The organism is Pseudocitrobacter corydidari, assembly GCF_021172065.1.
GTDB classification, from domain to species: domain Bacteria; phylum Pseudomonadota; class Gammaproteobacteria; order Enterobacterales; family Enterobacteriaceae; genus Pseudocitrobacter; species Pseudocitrobacter corydidari.
On the sequence record NZ_CP087880.1, the window covers coordinates 3,790,371 to 3,810,127 of the forward strand.

Below are 19,757 nucleotides of genomic sequence, written 5' to 3' on the forward strand. Positions count from 1 at the left end.
ACAGATTGAATGGCGAAAATAAATAAAGAGATGATAGCCCGTCTCCTCTCCCTGGTGGGGGGAGCCGGAAACGTCGTTCAGGCCGGGAACTGTATGACCCGACTGCGCTTAACCCTGCGTAATGAACAACAGGCCGATATCGCCAACATCCGCCAGGTGGAAGGCGTGCTGGGCGTAGTGGTCAGCGAAGAGCAGTTCCAGATAATCCTCGGCCCCGGCAAAGCGCAGACAGCCGCCGAAATGATGAACGCGCTGCTGGAAGATTCGCCCACGGTCGAACCTTCACTGGCTGACGTCGCCAGCGAAAAGAAAAAAGCGCTGAAAGAGAAACAAACCAGCGGAATCCAGAAGTTTTTGGCGAAGTTCGCCACCATTTTTACCCCGTTAATCCCTGGGTTTATTGCCGTGGGCCTGCTGCTTGGCTTTGCCACGCTGGCGGAACAGATGTTTGTGCTGAAAAGCGCCCATCCTAACGCCACGTTAGTGGAAGTGATCGGCTATATGAAGGTCTTCAGCAAGGGGATGTTCACCTTCCTGAGTATCCTTATTGGCTACAACACGCAAAAGGCGTTCGGCGGTTCGGGCGTGAACGGCGCGATTATCGCCTCGCTGTTTGTGCTGGGCTATAACCCGGAAGCAACGGTTGGGTTTTATTCCGGCATCACGCAGTTCTTCGGTCACGATATCGACCCGCGCGGTAACATCATCGGCGTGCTGATCGCGGCGATTCTGGGCGCATGGGTGGAAAGGCGAGTACGCAGCATCATGCCTGCCAACCTCGATATGATCCTCACCTCCGCCATTACGCTGCTGATTATGGGTGCGGTCACCTTTGTCGTGATTATGCCGCTCGGCGGTTACCTGTTCACCGGCATGTCCTGGCTGTTCCTGCATCTCAACGGCAACCCGTTCGGTTCTGCGGTGCTGGCGGGGCTGTTCCTGTTGGCGGTCATGTTTGGCGTGCATCAGGGGTTCGTGCCGGTCTACTTCGCGCTGATGGATGCACAGGGCTTCAACTCGTTGTTCACCATTTTGTCGATGGCAGGCGCGGGCCAGGTTGGCGCGGCGCTGGCGCTCTACTTCCGCGCGAAGCATGGCGCACTGCTGCGCACGCAGATTAAAGGGGCGATTATTCCCGGCCTGTTGGGCGTCGGCGAACCGCTGATCTACGGTGTCACGCTGCCGCGCATGAAACCGTTTATCACCGCCTGTTTTGGCGGCGCGTGCGGCGGCTTCTTTATCGGCCTGGTGGCGTGGATGGGCCTGCCCGTCGGCCTGAACACCGTTTTCGGCCCGTCGGGCCTGGTGGCGCTGCCGTTAATGACCTCCAACAGCGGTATCTACGCCGGGATGGCGGTTTACGCCGCGGGCCTTGCAGTAGCCTACTTCTGCGGTTTCCTGCTCACCTGGCTATTCGGCAGTAAAAACGTCGATCTCAGTTAATCCCCCGCCTCCGGCCTGTGCTGGGGGCTTCTGGTTCCGCATGCTATGATTCCTGTCTGATAAAAATCAAAAGAGATCACAACAACATGGGTTCCACCAGAAGAGGGATGATGAACGTCCTTATCGCCGCCGTGCTGTGGGGAAGTTCAGGGGTATGCGCGCAGTACATCATGGAACAAAGCCAGATGTCCTCGCAGTTTTTGACCATGACGCGCCTGCTGTTTGCGGGGCTGATTCTGCTGACGCTCTCTTTCGTACACGGCGACCGCATCTTTCGCATTATGAAAAACCGCAAAGACGCGCTCAGTTTGCTGTTCTTTACCCTGGTGGGCGCCCTGACGGTGCAACTGTCGTTTCTGATGACCATCGAGAAATCCAACGCTGCCACCGCGACGGTGCTGCAATTTCTGGCCCCGACGATCATCGTGGCGTGGTTCTCGCTGGTGCGTAAATCTCGCCCCGGCATGCTGGTCTTTGCCGCCATCGGCACCTCATTAATCGGTACGTTTTTGCTGGTCACCCACGGTAACCCCACATCGCTTTCTATCTCCGGCGGCGCGCTGTTCTGGGGGATTGTCTCGGCCTTTACGGCGGCGTTCTACACCACCTATCCGTCACAGCTGATTGCGCGTTACGGCACGCTCCCGATTGTCGGCTGGAGCATGCTCATCGGCGGCGCGGTGCTGCTGCCGTTCTATGCAGGCCAGGGCGAGAGCTTCACGCTTTCCGGCAACGTGGTGCTGGCGTTCTTTTATCTGGTGGTAATTGGCACCTCACTGACCTTCAGCCTGTACCTGAAAGGCGCGCAGATGATTGGCGGCCCGCGCGCCAGTATTTTAAGCTGCGCCGAACCGCTGAGCAGCGCGTTCCTGTCACTGCTGCTGCTCGGTATCACCTTCACTCTGCCGGACTGGCTGGGCACGCTGCTGATCCTCTCCTCGGTTATCCTGATTTCGCTGGATTCCCGCCGTCGCAGTACGCCGGTAGAACGTCACTAAATTGTCCAGAATCGCCCGCTGCACATATAGTTAAAGGGAATGTATTCCCGATAAGGATATGAGTATGAAAATGATTCCGGTGCTGTTTTCTCTGGCGGCCTGTCTGGCTGCTTCCGGCGCGGCGTATGCCGAGTCGCCGATGGAAGGACTTAAGTTCGAGCAGCAAAAGCGGCAGGTGATTGAGGACGTGAAGAAAAACTGCGCCCCGGCGGGCGCGGTGTCGGACGATCAGTTTGCCAATCTGGTGCTGGCGACGGAAGAGAATCGCCTGCGCGTGCGGGAAGCGACGCTGGCGCTGGAACGCAATGATGCGGAACGCTACGCCGCAGCCGTGAAGCAGGTACAGTGTCCGAAAGCGGAGTGATTTCCCGTTAATGATGGCCGGATGCGCATAACGTCATCCGGCAATATGCATTAACTCACTTTCACTTTCGTCGCCACCAGCGTGGCCGTCAGCAGCATCAGGCAGGCGGAAATCGCCAATGGCGACAGCACACCGAAATGGTCCAGCGCAACGCCGCCCAGCGCCGCGCCGCAGGTGTTAGCGAACTGGATCACCGCAACCTGTATCGATCCCGCTTTCTCGGCCTGATCGGAGAGCGAGCGGGTGATCCACGTCGACCAGCCAACCGGCACCATCGCAAACGCGAAGCCCCAGATAATCGCCACCGCAGACGCGACAACAGGCGAGCTTCCCCAGAATATCAGCGCCAGCGCGCTGAGCGTCAGAACAAAGGGCGCGCAGGCCAGCGTGCCTTTTACCGAACGTTTCAAAATGGCAGAAGAGAGCGAGGTGCCGACAAAGCTGGCAATCCCAAAGCTTAGCAGCACCAGCGTCAGGCCATCCACGCTAAAGCCTGCCAGAGTGGTATAAACCGGGCGAATGTACGTGAAGAAAGAGAACTGACCGACGAACACCAAAAAGATGGCACTCATTCCCGCCAGCACGCCGGGGCGCTTCATCAGGCTGAACATGTTCTGCTGCTGATGCGCCGCTTCGCCAGGCAGCGAGGGCAGCGCTTTTATCACCCACACAATACACAGCGCGCCCATCAGCGCCGCGCCGTTAAACACGTTGCGCCAGCCAATGATTCCGCCGAGAAAACTGCCGAGCGGGGCGGCGATCACCAGCGCGATGGAGACGGCACCAAAGATGACTGATAACGCTTTTGGTACTACGCGCATCGGTACCAGCCGAATGGTCAACGACGCCGACATCGCCCAGAACCCACCCAGCGCCAGGCCGAGGCAAGCGCGCCCCAGCAGCAACAGCGCAAAGCTATTGGCGAACGATACCAGCAGGCAGGAGAGCGTGAGCAGCACCGCAAACATCACCACCACGTAGCGGCGATCGGTGCGGCCAATGACGTGAGTGATAAACAGGCTGGAGAACATCGCCACAAACGCGGTCATGGTGACCGACTGCCCCGCCAGGCCTTCAGAGATACCCAGATCCTGCGCCATCGGCGTCAGCAGGCTGACGGGCAAAAACTCAACGGTAATCAGGCAGGCGACGCAAAAGGCCACGGCAAAAACCGCCGACCAGTTCGGTCGGGTTACGGTGTCTTTGGGCTGTGGGGAGGAAAGCGGTTCGGTCATAGGTCACCAGGCGTTAGTTTTTATGCGGGAAAGTCGCGCAGTGTAACATCCTGAGTGTGACGTATTTAACGTTTTGACAACTATTTAGGGGGAGAGAGGGGAAGTCCCCTCAAACATCAATGCAACCAACGTACCCCATCTTCATCATGGAACAGGGCGTTGTAGCGATTCTGAAACGCATTCAATTCGCCCGCATCAGGCTCCAGCTCACGCATAAACCCCAGCGCCAGCCGTACCTGCGCATCGGTAATCGGCGCCGCAAGACGCGATTTTTGCAGCAGGCGATGCCAGCGGTGCATGCTCTCTTCGCTGCTGTCGACGATAAACACCTGCCAAATCAGCAGTACCTGCGCGGCATTTTGTAAATGCGCTTCATTCGGACGCTCAAGATAGTGCAGGTACTCGTTGCCGGGTTCCTTCCCCAGTTGATCGATCATCGATTCTATGGGCATTGGCGTAATGCCCATACGTTCACTCAAACGACGAATCGCCCGGCGCGGGCCGGATGTCATCACCCGGAAACCCACCACAAAAACCACCACCAGTGTCGCCAGCATTATCCAGATCATGCGCCCTCTCAATGTCGTTCAACCCCGACATCATAAAGAGAATTTCAGCGCTGGCGATGGTTTTTTGTGTCTTCAGGCTATCCCTGTTGTTACCGTGAAAGTCCGCGTCTCCTGCGGAGCAACCTGGATAAGCGTGCCGTTACGCTGCGCGGCGAGATGACCTTCCGGTCGGCAGGTGGCAGGTAGCGCAAAGGCCGCGACCTGCTGATCGCCGTTGTACAGGATCCAGCGTGTAACGTAATTCAACTCTGCGCTGGAGAAACGGGTCACATACGTCGTGCCATCCGGGGAAGTCATGCTGAACTCGGGGCGGTCCGTATAGGCATCCAGTTTATCCGCAAAGAAGACAATTTCGGGATCGTAAAACGCCGGTTGATTAAGCGTCGCCAGTGACGCTTCACCCTGCAAAATCCGTTGATTGAACGCCAGCCACTGCTCGGTAGGTAAAACATGCGCAGGTACCGACTCACGCAGTTTCAGGGCTTCATCCGGGATATTCTGGCTGAATGTGGCATCTGGCACATAGGCGTAGTTCATATGGCACATGTACTGTAGCGGCATTACCACTGACGCCAGATTGGTTACTGCCATCTGAATATCAAACAAGGCGCTGGATTTACGCAGTGTCACGGCTGGCTGGGCCTGATAGTGATGGCCAAATCCCATCACGTATTCATAGCAACCCGAGATACGCAATGCATCATCATCGAGTTCCAGCCAAGCTTCGTCCATTGCGGCGCAGGCCATCTCACCATGCAGTGGATGTGTATCTTCCGCTGACGGGCAGCCGTTAGCCAGCAGCCCCGAATGGAATGCGAAACAGCCATAGGTTGCCACCACTTCCGTCGCCGGTTTAGGCTGGCTGAACATATTTCGCATAGTCAGGTCATGACCATCGAACTGCGCATCCCAAATCATCTGCCCCATCCAGGGCAAAATCACCAGATAACCACGGTTATTCTCTATTTTCAGCCCTTCCACGCCGCTGGCGTAACGAAAAGCGGTCGCGGTGAAATCGTCATTTTTTAGTAGCATGCGCGGTTGTTCGGCAAAAAGCTCACGCCATAATGTAATTCGCGTTGTCATCATCGTTGTCCTCAGGAAGCGGTTGCTTCCGCCAGGTTGTTGCGCACTTTGCTTTCACGCCAGAAGTAGATGCCGACGTAAACAAAGCAGAACATAGAAACCAGGAATGAAAGCTGAAGCGAGTGGAACATATCCGCTACATAGCCCTGAATCGCCGGAACGACTGCCGCGCCAACAATCGCCATGACGATCACCGCCCCCGCCATCTCGGTATGCTCGTTATCCACCGTATCCAGCGTGCCGGCATAAATCGTTGCCCAGCAGGGTCCGAAAAGAATGCTGACCAGAACGGCGACATACACGGCACTGAAACTCGGGGCCAGTGCGACATACGCCAGGAACAGCGCACCAATGATGGAGTAAAGAATCAGAACTTTTTCCGGGTTAAATCGCGTCATCAGAATGTTGGCGACAAACTTACCGATAAAGAAGCAGGCAAAGCTGTAAACCATAAAGTTAGAAGCATCGCGCTCGTTGATATCACCCAACTCCAGCGCCAGACGGATGGTGAATGACCATACCGCCACCTGCATGCCGACATACAGGAACTGCGCCACGATGCCACGACGGAAGCGGGCATTACGGGCCAGATAACGTAATGTATCGACCGCAGACGGGCGCTTATGGTTGGCTGTTTGCGCCACTTTACAGGTTGGGAAGCGAGTAAGCAGGAACAGCACCATAACCACTACCAGCACCATAATCATGTACTTATAGGGCTCAAGCGTGTTCTCAAGCATTAACACCTTAAAGTTATGGATCTGTTCGGCATTCATGCCCGCCATCTGTTTTTGCAGGCTATCGCCCTCAGAGAAGACGAGGTATTTGCCCAGCAAAATGCCAGAAGCCGCGCCAATCGGGTAAAACGTCTGGCTGATGTTCAGGCGCAAGGTGGCATACGCTTTTGGGCCGATCATCGAACTGTAGGTGTTCGCAGCAGTTTCCAGGAAGCTCAGACCAATCGCAATCGCAAATATCGCCGCGAGGAACATGGTGTACGTCGCCATGTGAGATGCCGGGAAAAAGAGCGTACAACCCACGATATAGAGCGTTAGACCAATTAAAATCGCCACTTTGTAACTGGTGTTTTTAATCACCAGGGATGCCGGAATCGCAATTAAAAAATAACCACCGTAAAACGCACTCTGCACTAAAGCAGAGGCGAAATTACTGAGTGAGAACACACTTTTAAACTGCGTAATCAAAATATCATTTAATGCGGCTGCGCATCCCCACAGTGGGAATAAACAGGATAACAAAATAAACTGGAACAGAGGGGTCTTATTCAGATACCCATCGGGCATCTGAATGATGTTTTTATCGTTCATAGTGCTACCTTTACAGTGCAGGGTAATTATTCGTTTAAGGTTAAATACTCATTAAATTGTTCAATACTTGGGTAAGATGATTGTGTACCTTTCCCGGTGACGCTGAAGGCGGCAAAGAGAGCGGCTTTTTTCATGGCGGCTTCAACATCACCGCTCTGGACGTAATAGTGAGCAAAGCAGCCAATGAAGGCATCGCCCGCGCCACTGGTATCTACAGCACTTACTCTGAAAGCGGGAACATGAACTTCCTGGTCGCGCGTCATCCACAGCGCGCCCTTTTCGCCCATCGTGACAATAATATTGTTCAGCCCTTTATCAACCAAAGACCGCGCGGCAATACGAATATGATCATACGTATCGACAGGCAGACCTGTTAATATCTCCAGCTCGGTTTCATTTGGCACAAAGAAATCACATTTACAGGCATAGGACATATCGAGTTCACGTAATGCCGGTGCCGGGTTTAATAACACTTCAATACCGTGTTTTTTACCGAATTCAATGGCGTGATAAACCGTCTCCAGTTGTACTTCCAGTTGCAGCACAATGAGCTGGCATTTTTTCAAATCTTCCGCTGCGCGATCGATATCTTCAGGTGAGAGAAACTTGTTCGCGCCTTTAATAATAAGAATACTATTACTTGAATTGGCATTCACAAAAATCGGCGCAACACCACTGCTGGTACAAGGTACTTTTTCTACATATGTCGTATTAATGCCCCAGGACTCAAGGTTACGAATGGTGTTATCCGCAAAAATATCGTCGCCAACTTTGGTTAGCATCAGAACTTTAGAATTGAGCTTGGCCGCTGCCACAGCCTGATTTGCCCCTTTACCGCCACAACCAATCTTAAAGGAAGGCGCTTCCAGCGTTTCCCCTTCTTTAGGCATCTGGTTAGTATAGGTGATGAGATCCACCATGTTAGAGCCGATAACCGCGATATCCATTTTACTACCTCTCAGAAACAATCACACAACAATGATATTAAAATAACATTATCATGTTACTTGAGTATCATTTGTGACTGTGATCGCGATTGCATCATCATTTTATTGATTATTTATTGTACTATCAAGATTAGTTAGCGCCAGATAAAAAGCATGGAAAACGTCACAACATGCTGAAACAGCGCAAGTTAAGTGCAAAATCACGTCGTTTCGCTCTTTTATTTCATCGAGACCAGACGTATAGTGAATCAACTATGTTGATGTTCCAAAACACACAAAAATGTTACGTAAGGAACATATACAACACGCTTTGCGGAGAGAGTGAATGGAAACGAAGCAAAAAGAACGCATTCGACGTTTGATGGAATTATTGAAGAAGACCGACCGAATCCATCTGAAAGACGCGGCGCGAATGCTGGAAGTTTCGGTGATGACCATTCGACGGGATCTCAGCCAGGACGATGAACCTCTCCCTCTGGCACTTCTGGGCGGCTACATCGTGATGGTGAACAAACCCGCCGCACCAGCATCCCCTGCTATTTCGGTGAAAAAAGCACACCATCGTGACGACCTTCCGGTTGCCATATTGGCCGCGGGAATGGTGAATGAAAACGATCTGGTCTTCTTTGATAATGGGTCGGAGATTCCGTTAGTGATCAGTATGATCCCGGACGATATTACTTTCACCGGCATCTGCTACTCACACCGCGTGTTTGTGGCGCTCAATGAAAAACCCAACGCCACGGCAGTGCTTTGTGGCGGCACCTATCGCGCACGAAGCGACGCCTTTTACGATACGAATAACCCTTCGCCTTTAGATGCGCTCAATCCGCGTAAAGTGTTTATCTCAGCAAGCGGCGTGCATGACCATTTTGGCGTCAGTTGGTTTAACCCCGACGATCTCGCCACTAAGCGTAAAGCGATGGAGCGTGGACAACGAAAAATTCTGCTGGCTCGCCATGCCCTTTTTGATGAAGTTGCGCCTGCCAGTCTCTCTCCTTTATCCGCCTTCGATATATTGATAAGCGATCGTCCGTTACCGGCAGATTATGTTACGCACTGCCGGAACGGTTCGGTAAAAGTCATCACGCCAGATTCGGAAGACGAATAACTTACTGAAAAAACACCGCAATCTTATTAAACATCGTCGGGTCAGACTGGTTGCGCTGCACTTTCACCACGTCCTCCAGCTTGTCTATCTGGCTCATCATCTGCTCCAGCCGCTGGTCATCGTTGACCAGTAGCCAGATATGGCTTTGATCGCTGTCCTGAATCGGTAGGCAAAGGATGCCTTCGACGTTAAACGCGCGGCGGGCAAACAGGCCGCAGACGTGGGTCATGACGCCGGGGTGGTTGCGAACGGTGAGTTCGAGAATGACGTTATCGTGTGCTGTGTTTTGCATGGCTTATTCCCCCACCATTTCAGTATTGGCCGCACCCGGCGGTACCATCGGATACACTTTTTCCTGCGGGTCGATACGCACGTGGATCAGCGCCGGGCCCGGTCGATTGATAATTGCCTGCAGCGCGCCCTGCGGGTCGGTTTCGCTGTTTAAGTCGCAGGTCGCCAGGCCGAAACCGGCGGCAATTTGCATAAAGTTGATCATGCCCGGATAGGTCGCCGCGAACACGCCCTGTTTGTAGAACAGGCTCTGTTGTTGATGCACCAGGCCCAGCGCTTCGTTATTCATCAGGATGATTTTCACATCCAGCTGATTTTCCGCCGCCGTCGCCATCTCCTGAATATTCATCATCAAACTGCCATCACCCGAGAAGCACAACACTTTGCGATCCGGGTTCGCCAGCGCTGCGCCAACCGCCGCAGGCAAGCCGAAGCCCATTGTGCCAAGGCCGCCGGAGGTCAGCCACTGGCGTGGCCGATTGAGCGGGTACGCCTGGGCAGTCCACATCTGGTGCTGGCCCACGTCGGTGGCGATAATCGCGTCGTCGTTCACGCAGGCGGCAACGGCGTTGATCAGACCATAATGGCTTAATGGGTCCGTTTCCTGAGGGATCGCACACGGGAATTCCTGTTGCAGTTCAGCCACTTTTTCACGCCATGCGTTACGCGGCTGCGCGTCAATCTGCGGTAACAGTTGCGCCAGTACATCATCAACATCCGCCTGAATCGCGACATGTGCCTGCTTAATTTTCCCCAGCTCGGCGCGATCGATATCGACGTGAATGATCTTCGCGTTCGGGCAGAACTCAGCCACTTTACCCGTTGCCCGGTCATCAAAACGCGCCCCTAAAACAACCAGCAAATCAGACTGTTGTAAAATAAAGTTGGTGCTGCGCGCGCCGTGCATCCCCAGCATGCCTAATGACAGCGGATGCGCTTTCGGCAGCATACCTAACGCCATCAGGGTCATGGTGGTCGGTAAATTCGCTTTCTCGGCCAGCTCGCGCACCCGTTCAGGCGCGTTAATCACCCCGCCCCCCAAATACAGTACCGGGCGCTGCGCGGCGTTGATCATCGCGGCGGCTTCACGCACGCTCTCAGCGCTGAATTCAGGCGTTGGCGCACGGTCGCCGGGTTGCGGCAGTTCACTCAGTTCGATTTCAGCGGTCTGCACATCCTTAGGAATGTCTATCCACACCGGGCCCGGACGGCCAGACTGCGCAATGCGGAAAGCATCAGCGATAACCTGCGGTAATTCCTTAATGTTGCGGACTAAATAGTTGTGTTTGGTGATGGGGATAGAGATGCCGTAGGTATCGACTTCCTGGAACGCGTCGGTGCCGATTAACGAGGAGGCCACCTGGCCGGTGATACACACTAACGGAATCGAGTCGAGACGCGCGTCGGCGATGGCGGTCACCAGGTTGGTGGCACCGGGGCCGCTACAGGCCATACATACCGCCGGTTTCCCCGCCGTACGCGCCATGCCCTGCGCGATAAACCCGGCGCCCTGCTCGTGACGCGCCAGAATATGACGTATCTGTTTGCTTTGGCTTAATGCATCGTACAGCGGCAGCACGGTGCCACCGGGAATGCCGGTGACCATGGTGATCCCCTGACGCTCCAGTAAATGAACGATCAGTTCTGCGCCGGTAAAGCGTCTGGTCTGTGATGTTGTGCCCGAACTTGCCATGCTCCAGTCCTTTTATTCTGAGCCGACTTTCCGGGGAGGGTCCTTAAACGAAAAACCCCGCCCGGTTTGCGCCGGCGGGGTTTTGGAATCGTGTGTTGTTCCGGACCCTACGGCGCATTGCCGACGACCACCACCACACGCACGACGACCACCGCGGCTGGTAGCGCGGTTTTTAGTAGGGTCGACGTCATCATGGAAGGAGTCATTAGGGACCTGTTTATCAATTCATCAAGTGAATTTATACAAACACAGGTTTTGGATGCTGGCAACGGAAAAAAATTCATCTGCGTAAAAATGTTTGCGCGATCACACTCCAGAGCCACGCTAAGACTGGCAAGATTAGTTGCCGTCACCGTCTATAAATCCTGCCTGGTTGCTACAAATCATTCACATATCTGATGGTTAAATTGTCATCTTGATATGGTAGATTCCACCCGCATTTAGGGTAATAAGCAGCAGCTTATTCTTACATTTTCTTTTTTTATAAAATATCAGAGAAATGAAAAGCCAAAGAAACGTCACTATCTTATTGATGCTGGTGTTGCTGGTTGCCGTCGGACAGATGGCGCAAACCATATATATTCCTGCAATTGCTGATATGGCACGCGATCTCAACGTTCGCGAGGGCGCGGTGCAAAGCGTCATGGCCGCCTATCTGCTGACCTATGGCGTTTCGCAACTGTTCTATGGCCCGCTTTCTGACCGCGTAGGTCGCCGCCCGGTGATCCTCGTCGGGATGTCGATTTTTATGCTGGCGACGGTTATCGCCATTTCCACCAGCGACCTGACGGTGCTGATTGCCGCCAGCGCGTTACAGGGTATGGGCACCGGCGTGGGCGGCGTGATGGCGCGTACTCTGCCGCGTGACCTGTATGAAGGCAGCCAGCTTCGCCACGCTAACAGCCTGTTGAATATGGGAATTCTGGTAAGCCCACTGCTCGCACCGCTGATTGGCGGGCTGCTTGATACCGCCTGGAACTGGCGTGCGTGCTACGGCTTCCTGCTGACCCTGTGCGTGATTGTCACCTTCAGCATGGCACGCTGGATGCCAGAAACGCGCCCGACCGGCGCGCCGAAAACGCGGCTTATCAGCAACTATAAAACGCTATTTGGCAGCAGCGCGTTCAACTGCTATCTGCTGATGCTGATTGGTGGGCTGGCGGGCATTGCGGTGTTTGAAGCCTGCTCCGGCGTGCTGATGGGCGCGGTGCTTGGCCTGAACAGCATGGTGGTGAGCATTCTGTTTATTCTGCCGATCCCGGCGGCATTCTTTGGCGCATGGTTCGCCGGGCGTCCGAACAAACGTTTCTCTACGCTGATGTGGCAGTCGGTGATGAGCTGCCTGGTCGCCGGGCTGATGATGTGGATTCCAGGGCTGTTTGGCGTGATGACTGTCTGGACGCTGCTGGTACCCGCTGCACTGTTCTTCTTCGGCGCGGGGATGCTTTTCCCGCTGGCGACCAGCGGTGCAATGGAGCCCTTCCCGTTCCTCGCCGGTACCGCGGGCGCGCTGGTCGGTGGCTTGCAGAACATTGGTTCCGGCGTGCTGGCATGGCTTTCAGCCATGATGCCGCAAACCGGTCAGGCCAGCCTCGGCCTGCTGATGACGCTGATGGGCCTGCTGATTTTCCTTTGCTGGCTGCCGCTGGCTTCGCGCTTTCATCAGCATCAGCAGCCGGTGTAAGCGCCTCGGTAAGTAACCTGCTATAACGCCGCGCCGGTGTACATTGCCGGATGGCGGCGTAAACGCCTTATCCAGCCTACGCCCCCACAAGAAACACTATGAACGCGTCAATTGCGCATTTATCACTTGTCATGAACAGCCCGTTTTCTGTTGAATAGAACGAAATACCCTAACATGAGATCGGCTGATGCAAACGGCGACTTTACTTACTCGACACCCTCTGGTCGCGGACCTGGTCGCGCTCAAAGAGACCACCTGGTTTAACCCCGGCACCACCTCTCTTGCGGAAGGTTTACCCTATGTTGGCCTGACGGAACAAGACGTTAAAGCCGCACACAACCGTCTGACGCGTTTTGCGCCGTACCTGGCAAAAGCGTTTCCAGAAACGGCCACAACCGGCGGAATTATTGAATCTGACGTGGTGGCGATCCCGGCCATGCAGCAGCGGCTGGAAAAGCAGTTCGCCCAGAAAATTAGCGGTGAACTCCTGCTCAAGAAAGACAGCCATCTGCCGATTTCAGGCTCGATTAAAGCCCGTGGCGGCATCTATGAAGTGCTGACCCACGCCGAGAAACTGGCGCTGGAAGCGGGCTTGCTGAGCACTGAAGACGACTACAGCGTGCTGCTTTCCCCTGAATTTAAACAGTTCTTCAGCCAGTACAGCATCGCGGTGGGTTCAACCGGGAACCTGGGCTTGTCGATTGGCATTATGAGCGCCTGCATCGGCTTTAAGGTTACCGTGCATATGTCCGCTGACGCCCGCGCCTGGAAAAAAGCGAAGCTGCGCAGCCACGGCGTGACGGTGGTCGAGTACGAAGAAGATTATGGCGTGGCGGTCGAACAGGGGCGCAAAGCGGCGGAGTCTGACCCGAACTGCTTCTTTATCGACGATGAAAACTCCCGCACGCTGTTCCTCGGCTATGCCGTCGCCGGGCAGCGCCTGAAAGCGCAGTTTGCCCAGCAAGGTCGTGTGGTCGATGCCGATCATCCGCTGTTTGTTTATCTGCCGTGCGGCGTGGGCGGCGGCCCTGGCGGCGTGGCGTTTGGCCTGAAGCTGGCTTTTGGCGATAACGTTCACTGCTTCTTTGCAGAGCCAACTCACTCGCCGTGCATGCTGCTGGGCGTGTACACCGGCCTGCACGATGCGCTTTCCGTTCAGGATATCGGCATTGATAACCTGACGGCGGCTGACGGGCTGGCGGTAGGCCGCGCATCCGGCTTTGTAGGCCGCGCGATGGAACGCCTGCTCGACGGGCTTTATACGCTCGACGATCAAACGATGTATGACATGTTGGGCTGGCTGGCTCAGGAAGAAAATATTCGCCTGGAGCCTTCAGCGCTGGCAGGTATGGCCGGGCCGCAGCGCGTTTGCGCGTCTACCGCGTATCAGCAAATGCACGGTTTCAGCGCCGAACAGCTTAACCACGCCACCCATTTAGTGTGGGCGACGGGCGGCGGCATGGTGCCGGAAGAAGAGATGGCGCAATATCTGGCGAAAGGGCGTTAACGGCACTGATTCGGTGATATACCAAACTGGCGACGAAAAGCGCGAGAAAAGTAGCTAACGTCGCCAAAGCCACAGCGAACGGCAATATCGCTCACCGAATCGGTGGTAAAACGTAGCAGATAACGAGACTGCAATAAACGGACACGGGCGAGATATTGCTGCGGCGAGACGCCCGTGTATTTACTGAACCTACGCTGCAACGTCCGCTTTGCCATGCCAAATTCCCGGCATATGGCTCGAGGTCTCGCGGCTCCCGCCACTGGCCGTTGAGACGAATCAAAATCTGACTGATGCTTTTCTCCGGGTGCCAGAAGTGGAACACCACGCTTTCCAGTGGGTGGAGAAAATGGGTATCACGCGGCAATACGAGTGGCATAGGTTTACCTGCTTTTATCTTTCGGCTCTATGTCATACATACCCTAAATTAGCTGACAAAACCTTCATCTGGTTGTCATGTTTTGTACCTTTAGAGTCAAAATGTATAAACTCATACAACAAAATTATAAATAACAATATTTTCATTTATAAGTAACTCTATAAAAACCATAAACATATAAATTTATATTGTATGATTTGAATTGATATTTCAAATTTATATACGATCTCCTTGCAATATTAAATATTATTAATTAAACAAGTGAGATCATATGAACAAACAAATTCAAACCAATGTTATTGTTAATCCTTACCAGCAAAACCTACTCTCTGCTCATGTAGTGATCACTGCAGATAACGCCATGAAATATCGATATACTGTCGCGGGGAGAACCATTGACTGCGCATTTATCTATGAAAACAATGAATATATTTTAAACCCCACCATACCTGTCATTGGTTTATATGCCAATCAAGAAAATAACATCACTATTGAATGTCTGTTCGATGATGGTTCGGCTCAGACAGTCGATGTCATTGCAGATACAACGGGGCAAGATTACGGAGTAACACCTTTAACGGTAGATTTCATTATCAACGACGAGAAAATTGCCCGAGACACTCTTTATCAGGGGTGGATGGTAACCTGTTATTATACCGCTTATGATAAAAATGGTGATTTACGCATGGCGTTTTCTAATGTTTGGGATAACAATAATTTGAAAAGTGATGGTACCTCTGTCTATCCTGGCTTCAATGTTTTCAACACCAGTGGCGAAACATACGCTCAAACCCTACAACAGATGAATTTACTGGGTGAAACACGTCAAAGCTATCAGGCCCCTAACGCTTGTGGTTTTCATCATGATATTACATTTGGGCCAGACGGTAATATGTACTGTCTGATAACGCTTTTGGAAAACCCAACCACCGAACAACGGCAACAAGCATCCATCTTTAAATTTAATGTTACCACTGGAGACGTATTGTGGTCACGAGATTACTCAGCATTCTTTGATAATCAGGATGTCTGTATTGATGCACAACCCAATGATATCCATTTCAACTCACTAGAATACAGTAGCCAAGCCAATCAACTTATTTTAAATAACCGTTCTACAAGTACTATTTACGGTATTAATATCGAAAGCGGTGATATCGAATGGACGATTGATAACCCGGCATATTCCCTGGTTGCTGAATCAGTCAATTTACAACCATTAAATCCAGAAAACTTCATTTATCCTAATGGGGAGCATTCCGTTTTTCCAACAACTAATCCTAAGTATGCAGAATATATCGCGGATAACAGGCTGGCACTCACGCTCTTTAACAACAAGGCAGCTCTTTTCGACGATGGTAGTGAAAACGATAAAAAGATGGAGGATCCTATCCCTAATGAATACTATGAAGCGCCTTTTGACTCACAGTGCATGGTATACGGTATCGACCTAACAGAGAAAACCGTTGAATTATTAGATACTTTTGATATTCCAGGTCAACGAAGCAACATCACTTCAGAAATTCATGAGGCTGGTGACTATTACAGCATCATGTATGGTGTTGACAGTAATTTCTTTATTATTGATACCGATAATAATATTGGCGTTGAATGCTATGGTGTCTATCCTGCGCTAACCTATCGAGGCCGGCTATTCTCTTACGATGAACTTCGTAATCTTATTTAAATACGGCTGCGCCGGACGCTTTGTCCGGCCTTCTTCTCTTTATGATTTTCGATAATCAATTTATGATTATTTCCATTCGTGATCGATGTCTTATACATCAACAATAATAGATAATAATTTCGAGTTCATATCAGATAAATCAGGAGAGAACATGAAAGCCATAATGGTTATGTATGATTCACTAAATAGACATTGTCTTAGCCCATATAATTCAAGCTGGACGCAAACGCCGAATTTTAGCCGGCTAGCAAAAAACAGTATGGTTTTTGATAAGAGTTATGTGGGCAGTCTTCCCTGCATGCCTGCCCGTCGTGAATTACATACTGGACGCTATAATTTTCTCCATAGAAGCTGGGGGCCGCTTGAACCTTTTGATGACTCTTGCTTTGAAATTATGAAAAATAATGGCGTACACAGCCATTTAATTAGCGATCATTACCATTACTGGGAGGACGGTGGTTGTACCTACCATAACCGCTACGCCTCATGGGAAATCGTTCGCGGGCAAGAAGGTGACCATTGGGAACCAGACATTAAAAAAAGAGAATTTCCTGCTCATCTCGGCCAAATGATGTCTCAGGATCAGGCCAACAGAGAAAAAATATTAAAGCATGATAAATTTCCAATCGAGAAAACATTTGATCTTGGCCTCGAATTTATAGAGAAATTTCATACGGAGGATAACTGGTTCTTACAAATCGAAACGTTTGATCCCCATGAGCCTTTTTTTCACCGTCGCCTGAAAGAGAAAAAATCGGGTCCTGATTTTGATTGGCCAAATTACGCCCAGGTTTCTGCTGAAGAACGTCCGTGGGTAGATAATCTCCGCGAAGAGTACAGTGGCTTACTGGATATGTGCGATGTGGGGATTGGCCGTGTACTCGATATGATGGATAAGTATAACCTGTGGGAAGATACTCTGTTGATCATTAATACCGATCACGGTTATTTACTTGGCGAACATGATTGGTGGGCTAAAGCAAACGACGCAAACTTCTATGAGGAAGTTTCCCACACTCCTTTATTTATTTATGACCCACGAAGCAAAAAAACTGGTAGGTGTAATCAATTAGTCCAGACTATAGATTTAGCCCCTACCTTACTGGACTTTTTCAAGTTGGAAATTCCTAAGGACATGCAAGGCAAGCCCTTAAAAGAAACAATCGCCAACGATCAACCCGTCCGCGATATCGCACTTTTTGGCGTTTATGGTGCTCAGGTGAGTTGTACAGACGGTACCTGGGTTTATACACATGCCCCAACAAAAGCAAATCGACCACTCAATCACTATACATTGCTGCCAACTCACATGCGTCACCCCTTTACACCAGAGGAACTCCAAAAAACAGAACTGGTGGAATCTTTCAGCTTTACTAAAGGTTGCCGACTCATGAAGATTGCCGATATCGGTCTTGGCATGGTTCCGCTTGAGCACAACTGGCAAAGCGTTTTGTTCAATGTCACCGACGATCCACGCCAGGCAATACCTCAGCACAATCCGGAAGTTGTCTCACGGTTGAAAAAAGAAATAGCCCGACTGATGATCGAAAATGATGCTCCGGAAGAGCAATTCGAACGACTGGCGCTCGAAAAACCGTCCCAGAGCTAGTGCCTTCAACTCTGCTGTAGCATCACCATTAGCTCAACGGGGGAGCGGTGATGCTTCAGCAAATCACGCATGGTTTTCATATGTGGCTCGGTATAGGTGAAGAATTGGCGATAACCGTCACATAGCGTACTTTTCCCTTGCTGTAGACGATGTTTAGGACAGTCGCCCTGACAAAGACGCAACACTGGACACTGGCGGCACGAAGGTGAAAGCGATTGTTGCTTGTTATCACCAAATGCAATGGCCTCCGGAAGTGCATTGAGCGTCTTCAGCGGTTGCTGATGAATATTTCCCAACCGATACGCCGGATAAACATAATGATCGCATTGGTAAATATCACCGTTCGACTCCAGTGCAAAAGCGTGACCACAACGCTCGCTCTGAGCACACATTTGTGAAGGGTATCCACACCATATCCCTAACGTGGAATCAAAGAGTTGCACATAAACGCGGCCAATATCTTCTCGTACCCACACTGAAAAAACTCGGGTGAGGAACTCTCCCCAGCGCTGGCCTGTAACCGATTCAATGCTCAAATTGCCATTTTCATCCTGCTCGACCAGCGGAATAAACTGAATAAATGGTGTACCGAGCGCACGTAAGTAACGATAAAGCGCCTGAGGATGCTGGCTATTAAGACTATTTACCACCACTAAAAGATTGAACTCAACGCGGTGTGCGACCAAAAGGTTAATCGCGTCGACAACCCTATGATGAGTGGGTTTCCCGCTATTACTGACGCGAAAAGCATCATGTAGAGGCGCAGGGCCATCGATGGAGATCCCAACTAACCAGTTCTGCTCACGGAAAAAGCGGCACCACTCGTCGTTGAGGAGGATCCCGTTTGTCTGGAAGGCATTAGTAATTCGTTTGCCATTTGCGTAGCGCTGCTGAAGCGCGGCAACACGTTTAAAATAATCAAGCCCGCAGAGCGTAGGCTCGCCACCCTGCCAGGCAAACAGCACCTCATCGCCCGGCTGCGCGTCGATATGTTGACGAATAAACGCATCAAGCGTTTCGTCTTCCATTACCCGCTGTTGCGGTTTTTCAATATAGAAGCAGTATCTGCAACGCAGATTACAGCGAGAACTGGCCGGTTTGACCATGACCTGGCAGCCTGTCATAGATAGTCCTTTATCAATAACCCTACCTGACGCAGATGCGTTACCGCAAACAACAACGCCAGTGATAGAACCGCGAGCGCGATAAAAAACTTATCGCGCACCACGCGAGGTTGCGCAAAATCATTTTGTGCAACGTCCATAATGATGCGATTTCGAGTATATCGCCAAAGCACTAATGCCGCTATGGCCAGTACGCCAAGTGAGATCCAGAACAAACTTCCTGCCTGATGCCAGTTGTGTTTAATCGCCAGCATCATTAGCGCCGCGTAACCTAAAAGGGTGCGAAACCAGGCAAGCGAGGTACGTTCAGGCTGCAGGCCGGGGTCACTTTCCCGACGAGCTTTGCGACTAGCCGGCATAGAGAACCAGACCCATCACGATGGCTGCGACAACCATTAAAATCACGCTGATAATCAATAGACTGCGGGTATAGTGTAAATCTTCCTTGAGTCGCATCGCTTTCTCATTGCGTAACCAGCGCAAATAACCGTAAATCGCCAGCCCGCCAGCAAAAAGACACAGCAGAAGTGCCAATAGCTCACGGATGATCGGCGTAGCGAAATCGGGCGCCAGTTGATCAAGACCGACGCCAGCAGCCAGAAAGCCTAACGCCGTTCGGATCCACGCCAGAAAAGTGCGCTCATTTGCCAGTGAGAAGCGATAGTCTGGCGCTTCTCCGAGGCGGGAAATTTTCATGACGTCTCC

Annotated in this window: 20 protein-coding genes; 8 read left to right on the forward strand and 12 right to left on the reverse strand. The window is 51.9% G+C overall.

Annotated features, from left to right (window positions below; all coding sequences use genetic code 11):
- Positions 1-9: 9 nt before the first annotated feature.
- From murP to G163CM_RS17580, 3 genes are all read left to right on the forward strand, one after another.
- Positions 10-1,443, forward strand: a complete 1,434-nt coding sequence (gene murP / locus G163CM_RS17570) for a PTS N-acetylmuramic acid transporter subunit IIBC (RefSeq protein ID WP_231825780.1) — start codon at positions 10-12, stop codon at positions 1,441-1,443.
- An 86-nt stretch (positions 1,444-1,529) separates the two neighbouring features.
- Positions 1,530-2,441: a carboxylate/amino acid/amine transporter gene (locus G163CM_RS17575; protein ID WP_041686136.1), complete on the forward strand. Its 912-nt coding sequence runs from the start codon at positions 1,530-1,532 to the stop codon at positions 2,439-2,441.
- Between the two features lie 64 nt (positions 2,442-2,505).
- Positions 2,506-2,805 carry a YicS family protein gene (locus G163CM_RS17580; protein ID WP_015343961.1) on the forward strand — a complete coding sequence of 100 codons (300 nt, stop codon included), beginning with the start codon at positions 2,506-2,508 and terminating at the stop codon, positions 2,803-2,805.
- A gap of 50 nt (positions 2,806-2,855) precedes the next feature.
- Here the strand turns inward: G163CM_RS17580 and nepI are convergent, their stop codons facing one another.
- The 5 genes from nepI to rbsK form a co-directional block, all read right to left on the reverse strand.
- A complete protein-coding gene (gene nepI / locus G163CM_RS17585; protein ID WP_231825781.1) occupies positions 2,856-4,040 on the reverse strand; it encodes a purine ribonucleoside efflux pump NepI in 1,185 nt (394 codons plus the stop codon).
- 116 nt (positions 4,041-4,156) lie between these two features.
- Positions 4,157-4,609, reverse strand: coding sequence for a DUF1198 family protein (locus G163CM_RS17590; RefSeq protein WP_231825782.1), 453 nt, complete (start codon positions 4,607-4,609; stop codon positions 4,157-4,159).
- A 72-nt stretch (positions 4,610-4,681) separates the two neighbouring features.
- On the reverse strand, positions 4,682-5,695 hold the full coding sequence (locus G163CM_RS17595) for an aldose 1-epimerase family protein (protein ID WP_231828394.1): 1,014 nt from the start codon (positions 5,693-5,695) through the stop codon (positions 4,682-4,684).
- Between the two features lie 11 nt (positions 5,696-5,706).
- Positions 5,707-7,023, reverse strand: coding sequence for an L-fucose:H+ symporter permease (fucP, locus tag G163CM_RS17600; RefSeq protein ID WP_231825783.1), 1,317 nt, complete (start codon positions 7,021-7,023; stop codon positions 5,707-5,709).
- Between the two features lie 26 nt (positions 7,024-7,049).
- Entirely contained in the window at positions 7,050-7,970 is a 921-nt protein-coding gene (gene rbsK / locus G163CM_RS17605; protein ID WP_231825784.1) for a ribokinase, read from the reverse strand.
- Between the two features lie 325 nt (positions 7,971-8,295).
- On the opposite strand from rbsK, the gene G163CM_RS17610 reads away from it, so the two are divergent.
- The gene (locus G163CM_RS17610) at positions 8,296-9,081 is read left to right on the forward strand and encodes a DeoR family transcriptional regulator (protein WP_231825786.1); all 786 of its coding nucleotides are present in this window, start codon (positions 8,296-8,298) and stop codon (positions 9,079-9,081) included.
- A gap of 1 nt (position 9,082) precedes the next feature.
- On the opposite strand, the gene ilvN is transcribed toward G163CM_RS17610, so the two are convergent.
- The 3 genes from ilvN to ivbL form a co-directional block, all read right to left on the reverse strand.
- Entirely contained in the window at positions 9,083-9,373 is a 291-nt protein-coding gene (ilvN, locus tag G163CM_RS17615) for an acetolactate synthase small subunit (RefSeq protein WP_015343952.1), read from the reverse strand.
- A 3-nt stretch (positions 9,374-9,376) separates the two neighbouring features.
- Positions 9,377-11,065, reverse strand: coding sequence for an acetolactate synthase large subunit (ilvB, locus tag G163CM_RS17620; protein ID WP_231825787.1), 1,689 nt, complete (start codon positions 11,063-11,065; stop codon positions 9,377-9,379).
- A gap of 107 nt (positions 11,066-11,172) precedes the next feature.
- A complete protein-coding gene (ivbL, locus tag G163CM_RS17625) occupies positions 11,173-11,271 on the reverse strand; it encodes an ilvB operon leader peptide IvbL (RefSeq protein WP_072277096.1) in 99 nt (32 codons plus the stop codon).
- Positions 11,272-11,564: 293 nt separating this feature from the next.
- On the opposite strand from ivbL, the gene emrD reads away from it, so the two are divergent.
- The gene (emrD, locus tag G163CM_RS17630; protein WP_231825788.1) at positions 11,565-12,749 is read left to right on the forward strand and encodes a multidrug efflux MFS transporter EmrD; all 1,185 of its coding nucleotides are present in this window, start codon (positions 11,565-11,567) and stop codon (positions 12,747-12,749) included.
- A gap of 187 nt (positions 12,750-12,936) precedes the next feature.
- On the forward strand, positions 12,937-14,256 hold the full coding sequence (gene dsdA, locus G163CM_RS17635; RefSeq protein WP_231825790.1) for a D-serine ammonia-lyase: 1,320 nt from the start codon (positions 12,937-12,939) through the stop codon (positions 14,254-14,256).
- Here the strand turns inward: dsdA and G163CM_RS17640 are convergent.
- Entirely contained in the window at positions 14,253-14,516 is a 264-nt protein-coding gene (locus G163CM_RS17640) for a helix-turn-helix domain-containing protein (RefSeq protein WP_255689004.1), read from the reverse strand. The two genes, dsdA and G163CM_RS17640, sit on opposite strands and share 4 nt — an antisense overlap.
- A 387-nt stretch (positions 14,517-14,903) precedes the next feature.
- Here G163CM_RS17640 and G163CM_RS17645 point away from each other — a divergent pair, with 387 nt between their 5' ends.
- Together G163CM_RS17645 and G163CM_RS17650 are read left to right on the forward strand one after the other, a co-directional pair.
- Positions 14,904-16,319 (forward strand): aryl-sulfate sulfotransferase, encoded by a 1,416-nt coding sequence (locus G163CM_RS17645; protein ID WP_231825793.1) that lies wholly within the window; start codon positions 14,904-14,906, stop codon positions 16,317-16,319.
- A 151-nt stretch (positions 16,320-16,470) separates the two neighbouring features.
- Complete coding sequence (locus G163CM_RS17650) at positions 16,471-17,928, forward strand: sulfatase (protein ID WP_231825794.1); 1,458 nt, start codon at positions 16,471-16,473, stop codon at positions 17,926-17,928.
- A 5-nt stretch (positions 17,929-17,933) separates the two neighbouring features.
- Here the strand turns inward: G163CM_RS17650 and G163CM_RS17655 are convergent, their stop codons facing one another.
- The 3 genes from G163CM_RS17655 to G163CM_RS17665 are packed head-to-tail and all read right to left on the reverse strand — an operon-like array spanning position 17,934 to position 19,748.
- Positions 17,934-19,052, reverse strand: a complete 1,119-nt coding sequence (locus tag G163CM_RS17655; protein WP_231825795.1) for an anaerobic sulfatase maturase — start codon at positions 19,050-19,052, stop codon at positions 17,934-17,936.
- Positions 19,049-19,411 (reverse strand): DUF202 domain-containing protein, encoded by a 363-nt coding sequence (locus G163CM_RS17660; protein ID WP_231825796.1) that lies wholly within the window; start codon positions 19,409-19,411, stop codon positions 19,049-19,051. Before G163CM_RS17660 ends, G163CM_RS17655 begins: the two co-directional genes overlap by 4 nt.
- Positions 19,401-19,748, reverse strand: coding sequence for a YidH family protein (locus G163CM_RS17665; protein ID WP_231825797.1), 348 nt, complete (start codon positions 19,746-19,748; stop codon positions 19,401-19,403). Before G163CM_RS17665 ends, G163CM_RS17660 begins: the two co-directional genes overlap by 11 nt.
- Positions 19,749-19,757: the final 9 nt, after the last annotated feature.